The following is a 13,704-nucleotide window of genomic DNA, read 5'->3' on the forward strand; positions in this document are numbered from 1 at the left end:
CGACCCGACTGCGGACGGCTCGTGGATCGTTGTTACGGTGCAGCGGTGTCTGACTCCTCACGCGATACCGCCGAAGGCGCCGGCTGGGGTACCGGCGAGCACGGCGCCTACCGGCAGTTGATGCCGCAGAAGGTCGAGAAGATCTCCTGGCTGGACCCGAGGATGCTGTGGGCCGCCCGCAACGGCGTGCTGGCCTCCTGGTTCGGGGACCCCACCGGGCGCACCCGCGGCCGGTGGGTGGCACAGCGCGCGGCCGCCGGCGCACCGGCCGACAAGGTGATCCGGCGGGACGACCCGGACCGGTTCTCCTTCCTGGTCATCGGCGACACGGGCGAGGGCGACGACCCCCAGTACGCCGTCGTGCCGGGCTTTCTGAAGACCGGTCAGGACACCCGTTTCGCCGTACTGGCCAGTGACGTGATCTACCCGGTGGGCAGCGCGGACGACTACGGCACCAAGTTCTTCCGCCCTTACCGGGACTACCGGGCGCCGATCTACGCGATACCCGGCAACCACGACTGGTACGAGGATCTCGGCGGCTTCATGCGCGTCTTCTGCGACGACGCCCGGCCGCTGCCGCCCGAGCCCCGGCCGCGTCCGCTGACCCGGGCCTGGCTGCGGTCGCTGCTGTGGCACCGCCCGCGTCCGGACGACGGCCGGCATCTCGCCGAGGCACGCTCGTTGCGCTCGGCACCCGCCCAACAGGCCGTCCAGCCGGGCCCGTACTGGGCGATCGACGCGGGGCCGGTGCGGATCATAGGCATCGACACGGGCCTGCTGGGCACCCTCGACGCCGAGCAGGGAGCCTGGCTGCGCGGGGTCTCCCAGGGGTCGCGCCCGAAGATCCTGGTCACCGGCTCGCCCTTGTACGTGGACGGCAGGCGCGAGCCGTGCGCCATCGAAGGGGGCGGCACGGTCGACGACATCGTCCGCGACCCGGCCCACCACTACGTGGCGGCGATAGGCGGCGACATCCACAACTACCAGCGCTATCCGGTCCGTCTGGCCGACGGACGCACCATTCAGTACGTGGTCGCGGGCGGCGGCGGGGCATTCATGCACGCCACCCACACCATCCCCCGCGTCAACGTCGCGAACGTGACCGAAGGGGACTTCCGCTGCTATCCACTGCGCGGCGACTCCCTCGCCTTCTACAGCCGGCTCTACGGCCGTCGGCTGCGCATGCCCCGCTTCTTCACCCTCACCGAGGCGGAGGCGACGGCCGTGATCGCCGAGCGCCTGGGCATCCCCCCGACCCGTGTCCCGGACGCGGCCACCCGCGTCACCCGGCGCGTCCGGCTGGTCGCCGGGCTGCTCGGCACCGGCCGCCGGCCCGACCGGGCCAAGCGGTTCCGGCTGCCCGTGCGCAAGATCTACACGTCGCTGTTCTCGCCGAGCTCGGCGACGTACAGCCCGCCGTTCTTCAAGTGCTTCCTGCGCCTGGACGTCTCCCCGGAAGCGGTCCGGCTGCGCTGCTACGCGGCCACCGGCAACCGCGCGCAGGAACTCGCCCCGCCGGTCGAGGACGAGGTGACGATCCCGCTGCGCTGACCCGGTACGGCGGAAACCGGCGAGCGGGAACAGCACGGGCCGCTGCCGGGTTGGCCCAGCCGTACCCTATTGAACCTTCAATGACGGAGGGCCCGTGCCACCGACCTCACGACCGCTGCGCAAGCTGGGCTTCCTGACCATCGGGCTGTTCGACGAGGCGGATCCGCGGCGCGGCCACGAGTCGACGCTGGAGATCATCGAGCTGGGCGAGCGGCTCGGCTTCGACAGCGCGTGGGTGCGCCACCGCCATCTCCAGTACGGCATCTCCTCCCCCGTCGCCGTCCTGTCCGCGGCCTCGCAGCGCACCCGCCGCATCGAGCTCGGCACGGCCGTCATCCCGCTCGGCTGGGAGAACCCGCTGCGCCTCGCCGAGGACCTGGCCACCGTCGACCTGCTGTCCGGCGGCCGGCTCAACCCGGGCGTCAGCGTGGGCCCGCCGATGCACTTCGACCAGGTCAAGGGCGCGCTCTACCCGGACACGGCGGACGCCGAGGACTTCGGCTACGGGCGGGCGGAGCGGCTGCTGGACTTCGTACGGGGCAAACCGGCGACGGACTTCAGCGGGACGGAAGGCTTCGAGACCTTCTCCAACCGGATACAGCCCCACTCCCCCGGCCTGGGCCGACGCATGTGGTACGGCGGCGGCAGCCTGCGGTCGGTCCGGTGGGCCGGCGAGCACGGCATGAACCTCCTCACCAGCAGCGTCGTGAAGGCCGAAGACCCCGGCGGGCCTTACGACTTCGCGCGGATCCAGCTCTCCCACATCCGCGCCTTCCGCGCCGCCCACCCCGACGGCGAGGCCGCCCGCGTCTCGCAGGGCCTCGTCGTCATCCCCACGGACTCCGCATCGCCCGAGCAGCGCGCCCGCTACGAGAAGTACGCCGCCGAGCGCACTCCCCGTACGGCCGCACCACAGGGACCGGCGCGGCTGCTGTTCGCGCCGGACCTGGTGGGGACCTCGGAGGAGATCGCCGAACTGCTGCACGCGCACGCCGCGTTCCGGGAGGTGGACGAGGTCGCGTTCGCACTGCCGTTCACCTTCGAGCACGAGGACTACGTACAGATCCTCACCGACACGGCGACAAAGCTCGGCCCGGCGCTGGGGTGGCGACCGGGCGCGTAGGCCTCCGGTGGACCAGGTCGGCCGGGAGACGGGGCGCCTTTGGCGGACCGGGTTGCCCGGAAGGCGGCACATCCCGGCGCACCGGGTCACCCTGGGTGCGGCGCGCCGCGGCCGGACCGGGTCACCCCAGAAGCGACGCACCCAGGGTGACCCGGTGCGCCGGAGGCGGCGCGCTGGAGGCCGTCGACGCCGACGCCGCCGGGGGCACCCGGCAGCCGCCGATGCTCGGAAGGGGACGTGTCGGGGGGTGCCCGCCCCCAGCGGTTGGTGCGTCACGGAGTCAGTCGGTGTCCGACCCCATCGCGCCTTCCGAGGACGGACACCCCGGGCACGGCCCCGCCCCACAACCACCGCGAAGACGCCGAGCGCACCCCCGGCGCCCCGGGTCGCCCCAGGTCGCCTGGAGGCGCCGCCCGCCTCCCCGGCCCAGGAGCAGACCGCCACGGAGTCGCAGGCGGCTTTCCGGGAGAAGGCCGTGGCGTCCGACTCGCCCCGTGCGGCGTACCCCGGCCGGACCAGGTCGTCGCGGAGACGGCGCATCCCCGGCCGGCCCGTCGGGCCCCGCACAGGTCACCAGCGGCCGGGGGCGCTCCCGGTGATCGGCTCCGACGCCTTGCCGTCCACCCCGACAGGCACGTCCCCGGCGAGCATCACCCGGTGCATGATCCGCGGGTGGTCGAGGTGTGCGGTGTCGCCGGGAGCCAGATGCATCGTGGCGCGGTTGTCCCAGAACGCCACGCTGCCCGGCTCCCAGCGGAACCGGACCGTGTACTCGGGCCGGACCGCCTGCTCCAGCAGCATCTGAAGGATCGCGCCGCTCTCGGGCCGGGAGAGGCCGGCGATCTGCTCGACGTAGTAGCCGTTGACGTAGAGGATCCGCTCGCCCGTCTCCGGGTGGACGCGCACCAGGGGGTGCAGCGTGGCGACCTGACGGTCCAGCAGGTGGCGGACGTACGCGTCGTCGCCGGGCCGGGGCTGGTAGCCGACGCCGAGCCGGTGCTCGGCCCGCAGGCCGTCGACGAACTCCCGCAGCGGCGCGGAGAGTCCGGCGTACGCCGCCGCGAGGTTCGACCAGGTGGTGTCGCCGCCGTAGGGCGGCACGGTCTCGGCGCGCAGGATCGTCGCGGCGGGCGGGTCGACGCGGGCGCCGTGGTCGCAGTGCCAGCCGCGCAGCAGGGTGTGGCGGCGGCGCCGTAGCCACTCGTCGTGCTCCATGCCGAACCGCCCGCCCAACTCCAGCCGGTCGGCGGTCGTCTCGATCTCGGGGAAGTCCGGCGGCGAGGCCTTGCCGCGCCGCGGCAGCACCACCGTCTCACCGAACCGGCGCGCGAACGCCACATGCCCGGCGTGGTCCAGCCGCTGTCCCCGGAAGAACACCACCTTCCACCGCAGCACAGCCGCCCTGATCGCGGCGACCACGGCGTCGTCGAGGTCCGCGGCCAGGTCGACCCCCCTGATCTCGGCGCCGATGTGCCCGGCGACCGGCTCCACCCCCACCCCGGCGTCCCGCACCGCCTCGTCCGTCATCGCGCTGTCCGTCGTCATGAGCACTCCGCTGGTCGTGGGCGTGGTCGTGCCTTCCGGAAGATCGTGACAGCGATCCCCGCCCGGGGCGACACCGCACCGGCGGGCTGTCCACCTGACTCGTTGCAGGCCACCGTGTCGCGCGTCTTGACATGCCCGGGTCGCGCTCACATCATCTGGGCATTGGCCCTGAACTAACACGAGTTAGGCCTCACAATGACCGACTCGCACCTCACCCGCCGCACGCTGTTGCGGTACGGCGCCTACGGCACGGGGGCCGCCGCCCTGGCCGGCACCGCCGCGAGCTGGGACCGGCTCACCGGAGCCGACATCCCCGGCCGTGACGACGGCTCCCTCGTCGTCGCCACCCTGGGCCCCGCCTACGGGCCGGAGGCCATCCGCACGCTGCGCGAGGGCTTCCGCGAGCTGCACCCCGACATCAAGCTCCAGATCAACGCCGTGCAGGCCGTGGACTGGTCGGACTTCTTCGCGAAGATCCTCACGCAGGTGGCCGCGGGCACCGCCCCCGATCTGGTGTACGTCGCCACCGAGGGCGTGCAGCTCTTCGCGCAGCGGCTCGGCGTGGCCCTGGACAAGTGGGTGAAGCGGGACGCGGCCGAGCTGAGGGAGTACTTCGCCGACGTCCACCCGTCGCTGGTGGAGTCGATGATGTACGAGGGCAGCCTCTTCCAGCTGCCGGTGGAGTTCAACGCGGCCGACATGTACCTCAACCGCCAGGTGCTGCGCCGGGCCGGCGCGGAGTACCCGCCGGCCGACTGGACCCGCGACGGCTTCACGACGCTGCTGCGGGACATGAAGCGGGCGAGCGGCTCCCGCTTCACGCCCTACTTCTGGACCAACCGGCTGTGGGGCGGCGTGGTGCCCTGGCTGTTCGCGAACGGCACCAATCTGCTCGCGGAGTCCAAGGCGCCCGGCGGCGAGTGGCTGTGGGACTCCTTCTACCCGGCCGACCAGCGCAGGGGCCGCGGGGGCGGCTTCCGGTGGACGACCCCGCAGGCCACGCACGACCGGGTGGAGGAGGTCTACGACTATCTCGCCTCCCTCGTCCAAGACGGCCTGTGCACCCGTCCCGAGGGCGGCAACGGCCAGAACCTCATCGGCGTGTTCTCCACCGGCCGGGTCGGTGTCACCCCGGCAGGCGGCTTCTGGGCGGGCGGCCTGCACCTGGCGGGGATGCGGCGGGACGGGTTCGACGTGCAGTACTTCCCGCGCTGGCGCACCCAGCGCATGCAGTACGGCGCGGCGGGCTACGCGCTGCTGCGCACCTCCAAGAGGCAGGAGGAGGCCTGGGAGTTCATCAAGTACGCGGCCCGCAAGGACACCCTGACACGGCTGTTCACGACGAACCAGACCACCCCGGCCCGCCGCTCGATGCTGACCGCGGACCGCTACGCGCAGACCGGCCCGGCGCACTGGCCGGTGTTCTACGACACCCTCGACCGGTTCCCCGACACGGGACCGATCCCGGCGCCGCCGCAGGTCGCCGAGGTCGAGCAGCTGCTGCTCAAGCACACCGGCACGGCCCTGGCCTCCCCGCGCTCGGTGCGTCCCGCGCTGCGCCGGTTGCAGGGCGACCTGGAGAAGGCCATGGAGCGTGACGTATGACGAACACTCAGGTACCGCCCGCGCGAGCCGAACGGCCGAAGGCCCCGCCCGTCAAGGACACACCGCGTCCCTCGGCCCGCGACCGCGGCACCCGGCTGCTGGCCACGCTGTTCCTGGCCCCGACGATCGTCGGCATCGTCGTGTTCACGGTCGTCCCCATCGTCGGCTCGGTGGTGCTGAGCCTGTTCCACTGGAACGTGATCGACTCGCCGCGCTTCGCCGGCGGCTCCAACTACGGCGCGGTGTTCGGCGACGAGACCGTGCTGGTCTCCTTCCGCAACACCCTCGTCTTCATGGTGTTCGCGGTGGCGCTGCAACTGCTCGTCGCGCTGGTGCTCGCGCTGACACTGAACGGGCGGATGCCCGTGTGGCTGCGCTCGGTGTTCCGCTCGGCGTTCTTCTTTCCGCTGGTGCTGTCCGCCGCGTCGATCTCGGTGGTGATGAAGTACCTGTTCAACCAGGACTTCGGGGTGGTCAACTGGCTGCTCGGCTTCGTCGGGATCGCGCCGGTGCCGTGGCTGACGTCGGAGACCGCGGCGATGGCGACCGTGGTCCTGGTCTACGTCTGGCAGCAGTTCGGCTTCTCGTTCCTGCTGTTCGTGGGCGGTCTGAACAACATCCCGAAGGAGATCCACGAGGCCGCCGCCCTGGACGGCGCGACCGGCCTGCGCAAGCACCTCACCGTCACGCTGCCGCTGCTGTCGCCGACGCTGCTGGTCGCCTCGGTGGTCGGCATCATCAACGCGCTCCAGGTCTTCGAGCAGCCGTACGTCCTGACCGACGGCGGTCCCGGCGACTCGACCCGCACGGTCGTGATGGTGATCTACGAGACCGCGTTCGAGCAGCTCCGCTTCGGTGAGGCGTCCGCGGTCGGTGTGCTGCTGTTCGTGCTGATCACGGCGGTCACAGCCCTCCAGTTCCGGCTCAGCCGGCGTTTCGTCCACTACCAGTGAGCCGGGTGAGCCCCTTGAGCCAAGCAACCCTGTCCTTCAGCCGTGCGCGCCACGGGCTGGCGCCGTGGGCGCGGATCGCCGGGCTGACGGTGTGCGCCCTGCTCACGCTCGGCCCGGTGGTGTGGACGGTGTCCACCTCGCTGCGCACGCCCGCCGAGGCGTTCGACCTGCCGCCGCAGCTCATCCCGTCCGACCCGTCGACCGAGGCGTACCGGGGGGTGTTCGACCAGATCGACGTATGGCTGCTCGCCCTCAACTCGACGCTGGTCACGGGCCTGATCGCGGTCGGCCAGATGATCACGGCGGGGCTGGCCGGATACGCCTTCGCCCGCCTGGAGTTCCGCTTCAAGAAGCCGCTGTTCGCCCTGGTCCTGGCGACGATGATGGTGCCCTTGCAGGTCACGATCGTTCCGGTGTTCCTGGTCCTGAAGTCGATGAGTTTGACCGACACCCTGCTCGGGCTGATCATCCCGGCCTTCCCGACGGCGTTCGGCACGTTCCTGATGCGGCAGTACTTCCTGGGCATGCCCAAGGATCTGGGCGAGGCCGCGATGCTGGACGGTGCCGGGCCCTGGCGGACGTTCCGGTCGGTGTACGCCCCGCTGGCCGCGCCGGGCCTCGCGATCGTCGGCGTCCTGGCCTTCAACTACCACTGGAACGAGTTCTTCCGGCCGCTGATCCTCGAAACGTCGGGCCAGAACTACACGTTGCCGCTGGGCCTGGTCTCCCTCCAGGGCAACCTCGGCACCGGCTCCATCTCCGTGGTGCTCGCCGGTGTCGTCCTCTCCATGATCCCCGCCGTCGCGGTGTTCGTCGTCGGCCAACGCCCTCTGCGTGAGGGCATCACGTCCGCAGGAGTCAACCGTTGAGCCTCGCCGCTCCCCCGCAGGGCCCGCACGCCCCGCGCTTCAGGGTCCGCCCGCCCGCCAACTGGATGAACGACCCCAACGGCCCCTTCCGCCGGGGCGGCCGCTACCACCTCTTCTACCAGCACAACCCCGACGCCCCGGTGCACGCGAACGTCCACTGGGGCCACGCCTCCAGCGCCGACCTCGCCCGCTGGGAGCACCACCCGATCGCCCTCACCCCGACCCCGGGCGGCCCGGACGAGGCGGGCTGCTGGTCCGGGTGCGTGGTCGACGACGGGGGCGTGCCGACGGCCGTCTACACCGGGGTCGACCGTGACCACAGCGGGCTCGGCATGATCTGCCTGGCCCGGGCGGCGGATCCGGACGACCCCGCGCTGACCGACTGGACTGCCCTGCCGACGCCGGTGGTGACGGGTCCGCCCGCGGGCCTGGACGTGGTGATGTTCCGCGACCCGTTCGTCTTCCGGCACGACGGACGGCGGTGGGCGCTGGTCGGCGCGGGCCACGCCGACGGTACGCCGTCCGTCCTGCTGTACGACTGCGACGACCTGAGCGACTGGCGCTTCGCGGGTGTGCTCCTGGACGGCCGGGACCCGGCCGCCGCGGCGGCGTTCGGCGACCGGGCGACCGGCTGGGAGTGCCCGCAGCTGTACGCGACGCGGGGCGGCGAGTGGGTGCTGGTCGTGTCCCTGTGGGACGGCGACCCGTGGACCACCGGCTATCTGACGGGATGTCTGGACACGGACCTGCGCTTCTGCGCCCGGGCGGGCGGCCTGCTCGACCACGGCCGCGACTTCTACGCGCCCGCCGTGCTCCAGGAACCGGACCGGGCCCTGATGTGGGGCTGGTCGTGGGAGGCCCGCGAGCAGGGCGAGGCCGACTGGGCCGGCGTCCTGACCGCACCCCGGGTCGTCGACGTCCATCCGGACGGGGCGCTTCGGGTGACCCCGGCCCCGGAGCTGCACCGACTGCGCGCCGCCGAGCCGTTCGTCGTCGCCCCGGGCCGGGCCGCGCTGCCGACGGCCTACGACCTGACGGTCGGCGCCCGTGGTCACTCCACGGTGAGTCTGCTGCGGTCGTCCTCGGGCGCCGAGCTGACGGTCCGGCTGGACCCGGACGGGGGCACCGTGACACTCGACCGGGCCGACTGGCCGCGCAAGGAGGCCGAGGCGGCGGCGCCGGTCGTGGTGCGGGTGCCGCCCGAGGAGGAGCTCACGGTGCGTGTCCTCGCCGACGGCTCGCTGTACGAGCTGTTCGTCGGCGACCGGGCCGTGGTCACCGAGCGCGTCTACCACCGGCCCGACGACGTACGGGCGTTGAGGGTGTCGTCCGGCGCGGCTGTCACCGGATGGGAGCTGGTCCCACCGACGCGCGGCTGATCACCGGGCAGGCCAGGCGCCGCACGGTGGCGGGCGGGGTCCGGCCGGTGGCGATGGAGTCCAGGAGGAGCCGGGTGGCGGCCTCCCCCATCTCCCGGTGGGGCAGTGCGACGGTGGTGAGGGGCGGCGCCAGGTGGGCGGCCATGTGCTCCTGGTCGTCGTAGCCCACCACCGACAGGTCGCCGGGTACGGCGATCGCGAGCCGGGTCGCGGCGTGCAGGACACCCGCCGCGACCCGGTCGTTGTAGGCGAAGATCCCGGTGGGGCGGCGGTCGGCCGGGGCACCGTCGAGGAGTCGGACGGCACCCTCGTAGCCGCCGGAGATCTCACCTCCGGTCCGTACGACCCAGTCCCGGGGCACGGTGATGCCCTCGGCGCGCAGCGCGTCGCGGAAACCGCGCAGCCGCTCCACGGAGGCGATGTCGTTCTGCCCGCCGACGAGCGCGACCCGCCGGTGCCCCTGCTCCAGCAGCAGCCGGGCCGCCGTACGGCCGCCGGCGCGCTCGGCGGGGATGACGGCGGGCAGCGAGTCGTCCTCGGGCAGGCAGTTGGCCAGCACGGAGTGGGTGCGGTGCAGTCCCTCGGGGACCCGGACGCGGCGCAGGGACATGGCCGCGTAGATGATGCCGTCGACGCGCCGGTCGAGGAGTTCGGCGACCGCCGCGTCCTCCTTGGCCGGGTCGCCGCCGGAGTCGACGGTGAGGACCAGGTGCTCGCCGGCCCAGGCGGTGTCCATGGCGCCGCGCAGCAGCCGTCCGGCGAACGGCGAGGAGGCGATCTCGTCGGTGACCAGCCCGATCACGGCCGTACGGCTGCGGCGCAGGCCGCGGGCGACGGGGTCGGGCCGGTAGCCGAGCTGGACCGCGGCCTGCCGGATGCGCTCCTGGGTGGCGGGCGAGAGGTTGCCCTCGGCGCGGCCGTTGAACACGAAGGACACCGCGGTGTGCGACACGCCGGCGAGCCGGGCGACGTCCCGCGAGGTGGGACGCCCCGGTCGTGTCGCCGGCTTCTCCTCGGCGCTGCCCATGCCGTCCGCCGTCCTCATCCCCCACCTGCCCGGTTGATCATTGCTCACCCTATCCGTGACGCTGGAGGGACGACACAGGCAGACGACACAGTCACCGGTAGGTCCGACGGTGATCAGCATCCCGACGCACGCGCTCGACGACGGTACGACGCTCCCCGCCCTGGGCCTGGGCACCTGGCCACTCGGCGACGACGAGGCGCAGCAGGCGGTGCTCTCGGCCCTGGAGGCGGGGTACCGCCTGAAGGAGACCGGGATGCTGCCCTCCGTCGACCAGATCGAGCTGCACCCCTTCCTGCCGCAGGACGACCTGCGCGCCTGCCACGCGGGCAAGAGCGTTCTGACCGAGCGCTGGAGTCCGCTGGGCCGGGGCACGACCCTGCTTCAGGATCCCGCCGTGGCGCGGATCGCCTAGGCGCACGGCGTGACGCCCGGGCAGGTCGTGCTGCGCTGGCACACGCAGCTGGGCGCGGTGCCCATCCCGAAGTCGGCGAACCCCGAGCGGCAGCGCGAGAACCTCGACGTCTTCGGCTCCGAGTGGAGCGAGGACGAGATGGCCGCCGTCGGACCGGGCGCACCGGCGGGTCGGCGCGGACCTCGAGGTGCACGAGGAGTTCTGACGGGTACCCGGGGCCCGGCGAGGCAGGAAGGAGCCGCAGGTGGCCGAGCGGGACCGGCTGCGGGACTACCGCGGCAAGCGCGACTTCGGCCGGACCGGCGAGCCCCGTGGCAGCGGGGAGCCCGCCGGGGACCGGCCCCGGTTCGTGGTGCAGATCCATGACGCGAGCACGATGCACTTCGACTTCCGGTTGCAGGTGGACGACGTCCTGAAGTCCTGGTCGATCCCCAAGGGCCCCTCGGCTGATCCGAAGGACAAGCGGCTGGCCGTGCCCACGGAGGACCATCCGCTGGAGTACGAGGAGTTCGAGGGAGTGATCCCCCGCGGCGAGTACGGCGGCGGCACGGTGATCGTCTGGGACCACGGCACGTACGAGCCGCTGAGCCACGACCGCAGGGGACGGCCGGTGGACTTCGCCGAGTCGCTGGAGCGCGGGCACGCCACGTTCCGGCTGAACGGGGCGAAGCTGCGCGGCGAGTACGCCCTGACCCGGTTCCGCGGCGGTCAGGGCGGTGACGGCGAGGAGGCCTGGCTGCTGGTGAAACGGGCCGGGGGCGCCCGTACACACGGGGCTCCCGATCCGCGCCGCGCGCGTTCGGCCGTGTCCGGGCGCACCCTCGCCCAGGTCGTCTCGGACGCGGCCGGGGAGTGAACGGCGATGGCCGGTTGCCTTTAGACCCTGCCCGAGGGGCAGCGGCGGCTTCTCGGGGTGGCCCGTCCGGGGGCGGAACTGGCCGCGCGCCCGACGCTCGCCACGCTGAGCGACCGGCGGGACTTCTCGGACGCGGACGAGGAATGGGGTTCGAGCGGAAGTCATGGACAGGTTTCGGCGCCGTCCGTTGTCCATGTGGGCCAGGACCCGTCCGGTCAGCGGAGAGTTCCACCGGACAGGCCCTGGCGGATTGAGAGGGGGTGTTACCCCCATTACCTTCTTGATCGGCGCCGCAATCGGGGTCTCGGACTCCGGGCCCGGCATGACCGGTGCCGCGCGGCGTTGTTCGACGAGTGAGGGAAATGTGTCCGTGCACCACTTGGGAGACGGTTCCTTGACCGCGAGGGGGTTGAGTTCCCACGCGTCGACGGTGCAGCCGAGGCGGGCGCCGGGCGATGTGCGGACCTGTAGTCGCCAGGGGCCGGGGCCTGTGGGTAGCAGCGCAGGGTGAGGACCTGTCCGGTCGAGGTGAGGAAGATTTCGGCGATGGAGTGGTCGACTACCAGGCGCAGGTCGATCGGTTGGTCGGTGGGGCGGAGGGAGTGCGGAGGCGGTTCGCGCGTGGCGGTGTCCGGATGGAGGGCCCCGTCGCGGTGGGGTTATTCCTTGACGGCGCCCGCGTTGGCGCCCTGGACGAAGTACCGCTGGAAGCAGAAGAACAGCACGGCGACGGGATGGTGGCCATCAGGGCCGCTGCCAGTTTCAGGGGGCACTGGGCGCCTTGGCCCGGGCTGCCGGAGACGAAGCGGGCGAGGCCGGTGGTGAGGGTTTCGTACTGGCTGGACTGGGTGGCGACGAGGAGGTTGGTGAACTCGTTCCAGGAGCCCTGGAAGGACAGGATGGTCAGGGTGATCAGGGCGGGGCGGGCCCTGGGCAGGACGATCGACCAGAAGGTGCGGAAGACGCCGGCGCCGTCCATCTTCGCGGCCTCTTCGACCTCGCGGGGGATGGGCTCGAAGAACTGCTTCATGATGAAGATGCCCACGGCGTCCACCAGCAGCGGCAGGATCTTGGCGGCGTAGGTGTCGAACAGCCCGAAGGTGTTGAGCACCACGAACTTCGGGATCAGCAGGGTCGCGGGCGGCACCGCCAGGATGGTCATGACGAAGGCGAACAGCAGCCTGCGGCCGGGGAAGTTCAGGCGGGCGAGCGCGTAGCCGGCCATCGAGTCGAACAGCACGCGTCCGGCCGTGACGGTGACAGAGGTGGGTGCAACCGACCGGAGAGGGAAAGGCAGTCCGGTCGGCCAGGAGCTACGCCCGGTCGGACAGCGGCGCGTCGGCGCTGTCGCGCACGATCAGGGACGGCTTCAGCAGGAGCCGCTCGGGCGGGGAGTCAGGGGCCGCGATCCGGGCCAGCAGCAGTCGTACGCACTCCCGGCCGACCTCCTCCAGCGGCTGGGCGACGGAGGACAGGCCGGGCGAGAGCAGCTCGGCGGTCGGCGAGTCGTCGAAGCCGACCACGGCGACGTCACGGCCCGGGGCGAGGCCACGCTCGCGCAGTGTCTGGTAGCAGCCGAGGGCCAGCACGTCGCTCGCCGCGACGACCGCGGTCGCGCCGCCGTCCAGCAGCGGTTTGGCCGCGGTACGCGCAGCCTCGATGTCGTTCACGATGCTCTGCCCGCGCCGGCCGCGGGTCGGAAGTCCGTGCCGCCGCATGGCCCGCAGCCAGCCCTCGGCACGGTCGTCACCCGCACCGGAGGTGCCGCGCTCCCAGCCGAGGAAGGCGATCTTGCGATGCCCGAGGGCCACCAAGTGCTCGACGGCCGCATCGGTGCCGCAGGCGCCGTCGACGTCGACCCAGTCACCGAGGGGCCGTCCCGACCACATCCGGCCGAACCCGATGAACGGCACGCCCCGCTTGGTCAGCCACGACTGGCGTGGGTCACCGCGCTCGGTGCAGCTGAGCACAAAGCCGTCGACCTCGTGCTGAGCCAGCAGAGTCTCGTAGCCCTCCAGGCTCGGGCCGCCGGGCGGGGATGCGAACAGCAGGATCCGGTACCCCGCCTCGTCGGCGGCATCCGACAGGGCATGCAGGAAGCGGTCCATGACCGCGCCCGCGGTGCCGGGCGGAGTGGGCTGAATGCCGTAGCCGATGAGCTTGCTCGAACCGCTGCGCAGCGTCTGCGCCGCCCGGCTGGGCCGGTAGCCCATCTCGTCGATCGCGCGGCGGACCCGCTCCAGGGTCTCGGGCCGCAGCATGTCCGGCGAGTTGATCGCGTTGGACACGGTCTGCATCGACACCCCGGCCCGGGCGGCGACCATGGCGAGGGTCACCGGTCCCCCGTTGGGCGAGGAGTTCTTACTGGAGCGGGGCATGCGGCT

12 protein-coding genes and 1 pseudogene are annotated in these 13,704 nt (G+C 72.3%); 8 read left to right on the forward strand and 5 right to left on the reverse strand.

Going from position 1 to position 13,704, the window contains the following annotated elements; genetic code table 11:
* The first annotated feature begins 45 nt into the window (after positions 1-45).
* The gene (locus V8690_RS00895; protein WP_338775380.1) at positions 46-1,551 is read left to right on the forward strand and encodes a metallophosphoesterase; all 1,506 of its coding nucleotides are present in this window, start codon (positions 46-48) and stop codon (positions 1,549-1,551) included.
* A 94-nt stretch (positions 1,552-1,645) separates the two neighbouring features.
* On the forward strand, positions 1,646-2,674 hold the full coding sequence (locus V8690_RS00900; protein WP_338775381.1) for an LLM class flavin-dependent oxidoreductase: 1,029 nt from the start codon (positions 1,646-1,648) through the stop codon (positions 2,672-2,674).
* Between the two features lie 570 nt (positions 2,675-3,244).
* Here V8690_RS00900 and V8690_RS00905 read toward each other — a convergent pair.
* Positions 3,245-4,219, reverse strand: coding sequence for a TauD/TfdA family dioxygenase (locus tag V8690_RS00905; protein ID WP_338775382.1), 975 nt, complete (start codon positions 4,217-4,219; stop codon positions 3,245-3,247).
* Positions 4,220-4,414: 195 nt separating this feature from the next.
* Between V8690_RS00905 and V8690_RS00910 the strand changes: the two genes are divergently transcribed.
* The 4 genes from V8690_RS00910 to V8690_RS00925 are packed head-to-tail and all read left to right on the forward strand — an operon-like array spanning position 4,415 to position 9,025.
* Positions 4,415-5,824, forward strand: coding sequence for an extracellular solute-binding protein (locus V8690_RS00910; protein ID WP_338775384.1), 1,410 nt, complete (start codon positions 4,415-4,417; stop codon positions 5,822-5,824).
* A complete protein-coding gene (locus V8690_RS00915; protein WP_338775385.1) occupies positions 5,821-6,777 on the forward strand; it encodes a sugar ABC transporter permease in 957 nt (318 codons plus the stop codon). The genes V8690_RS00910 and V8690_RS00915 overlap by 4 nt, the downstream gene beginning before the upstream one ends.
* A gap of 14 nt (positions 6,778-6,791) precedes the next feature.
* Positions 6,792-7,646, forward strand: a complete 855-nt coding sequence (locus tag V8690_RS00920) for a carbohydrate ABC transporter permease (RefSeq protein WP_338775386.1) — start codon at positions 6,792-6,794, stop codon at positions 7,644-7,646.
* A complete protein-coding gene (locus tag V8690_RS00925) occupies positions 7,643-9,025 on the forward strand; it encodes a glycoside hydrolase family 32 protein (protein WP_338775387.1) in 1,383 nt (460 codons plus the stop codon). The genes V8690_RS00920 and V8690_RS00925 overlap by 4 nt, the downstream gene beginning before the upstream one ends.
* Here the strand turns inward: V8690_RS00925 and V8690_RS00930 are convergent.
* The gene (locus tag V8690_RS00930) at positions 8,988-10,052 is read right to left on the reverse strand and encodes a LacI family DNA-binding transcriptional regulator (RefSeq protein ID WP_338785195.1); all 1,065 of its coding nucleotides are present in this window, start codon (positions 10,050-10,052) and stop codon (positions 8,988-8,990) included. The two genes, V8690_RS00925 and V8690_RS00930, sit on opposite strands and share 38 nt — an antisense overlap.
* 109 nt (positions 10,053-10,161) lie before the next feature.
* Here V8690_RS00930 and V8690_RS00935 point away from each other — a divergent pair.
* Both V8690_RS00935 and V8690_RS00940 read left to right on the forward strand, forming a co-directional pair.
* A pseudogene (locus tag V8690_RS00935) lies at positions 10,162-10,669 on the forward strand (aldo/keto reductase).
* A gap of 39 nt (positions 10,670-10,708) precedes the next feature.
* Positions 10,709-11,320, forward strand: coding sequence for a DNA polymerase ligase N-terminal domain-containing protein (locus V8690_RS00940; RefSeq protein ID WP_338775388.1), 612 nt, complete (start codon positions 10,709-10,711; stop codon positions 11,318-11,320).
* 272 nt (positions 11,321-11,592) lie between these two features.
* Here V8690_RS00940 and V8690_RS00945 read toward each other — a convergent pair whose 3' ends face one another.
* The 3 genes from V8690_RS00945 to V8690_RS00955 form a co-directional block, all read right to left on the reverse strand.
* A complete protein-coding gene (locus tag V8690_RS00945; protein WP_338785197.1) occupies positions 11,593-11,898 on the reverse strand; it encodes a hypothetical protein in 306 nt (101 codons plus the stop codon).
* Positions 11,880-12,560 (reverse strand): carbohydrate ABC transporter permease, encoded by a 681-nt coding sequence (locus V8690_RS00950; protein WP_338775389.1) that lies wholly within the window; start codon positions 12,558-12,560, stop codon positions 11,880-11,882. Before V8690_RS00950 ends, V8690_RS00945 begins: the two co-directional genes overlap by 19 nt.
* A 73-nt stretch (positions 12,561-12,633) precedes the next feature.
* Positions 12,634-13,698, reverse strand: coding sequence for a LacI family DNA-binding transcriptional regulator (locus V8690_RS00955; protein ID WP_338775390.1), 1,065 nt, complete (start codon positions 13,696-13,698; stop codon positions 12,634-12,636).
* Between the last annotated feature and the right edge of the window lie 6 nt (positions 13,699-13,704).

The sequence above is a fragment of the Streptomyces sp. DG1A-41 genome (genome assembly GCF_037055355.1).
Lineage (GTDB): Bacteria > Actinomycetota > Actinomycetes > Streptomycetales > Streptomycetaceae > Streptomyces.

Bases quoted from the DNA above. Each gene is read 5' to 3' on its own strand.
- V8690_RS00915 (WP_338775385.1), top strand. From the start codon at position 5,821: ATGACGAACACTCAGGTACCGCCCGCGCGAGCCGAACGGCCGAAGGCC.
- V8690_RS00910 (WP_338775384.1), top strand. From the start codon at position 4,415: ATGACCGACTCGCACCTCACCCGCCGCACGCTGTTGCGGTACGGCGCC.
- V8690_RS00955 (WP_338775390.1), bottom strand. From the start codon at position 13,698: ATGCCCCGCTCCAGTAAGAACTCCTCGCCCAACGGGGGACCGGTGACC.
- V8690_RS00930 (WP_338785195.1), bottom strand. From the start codon at position 10,052: ATGGGCAGCGCCGAGGAGAAGCCGGCGACACGACCGGGGCGTCCCACC.
- V8690_RS00905 (WP_338775382.1), bottom strand. From the start codon at position 4,219: ATGACGACGGACAGCGCGATGACGGACGAGGCGGTGCGGGACGCCGGG.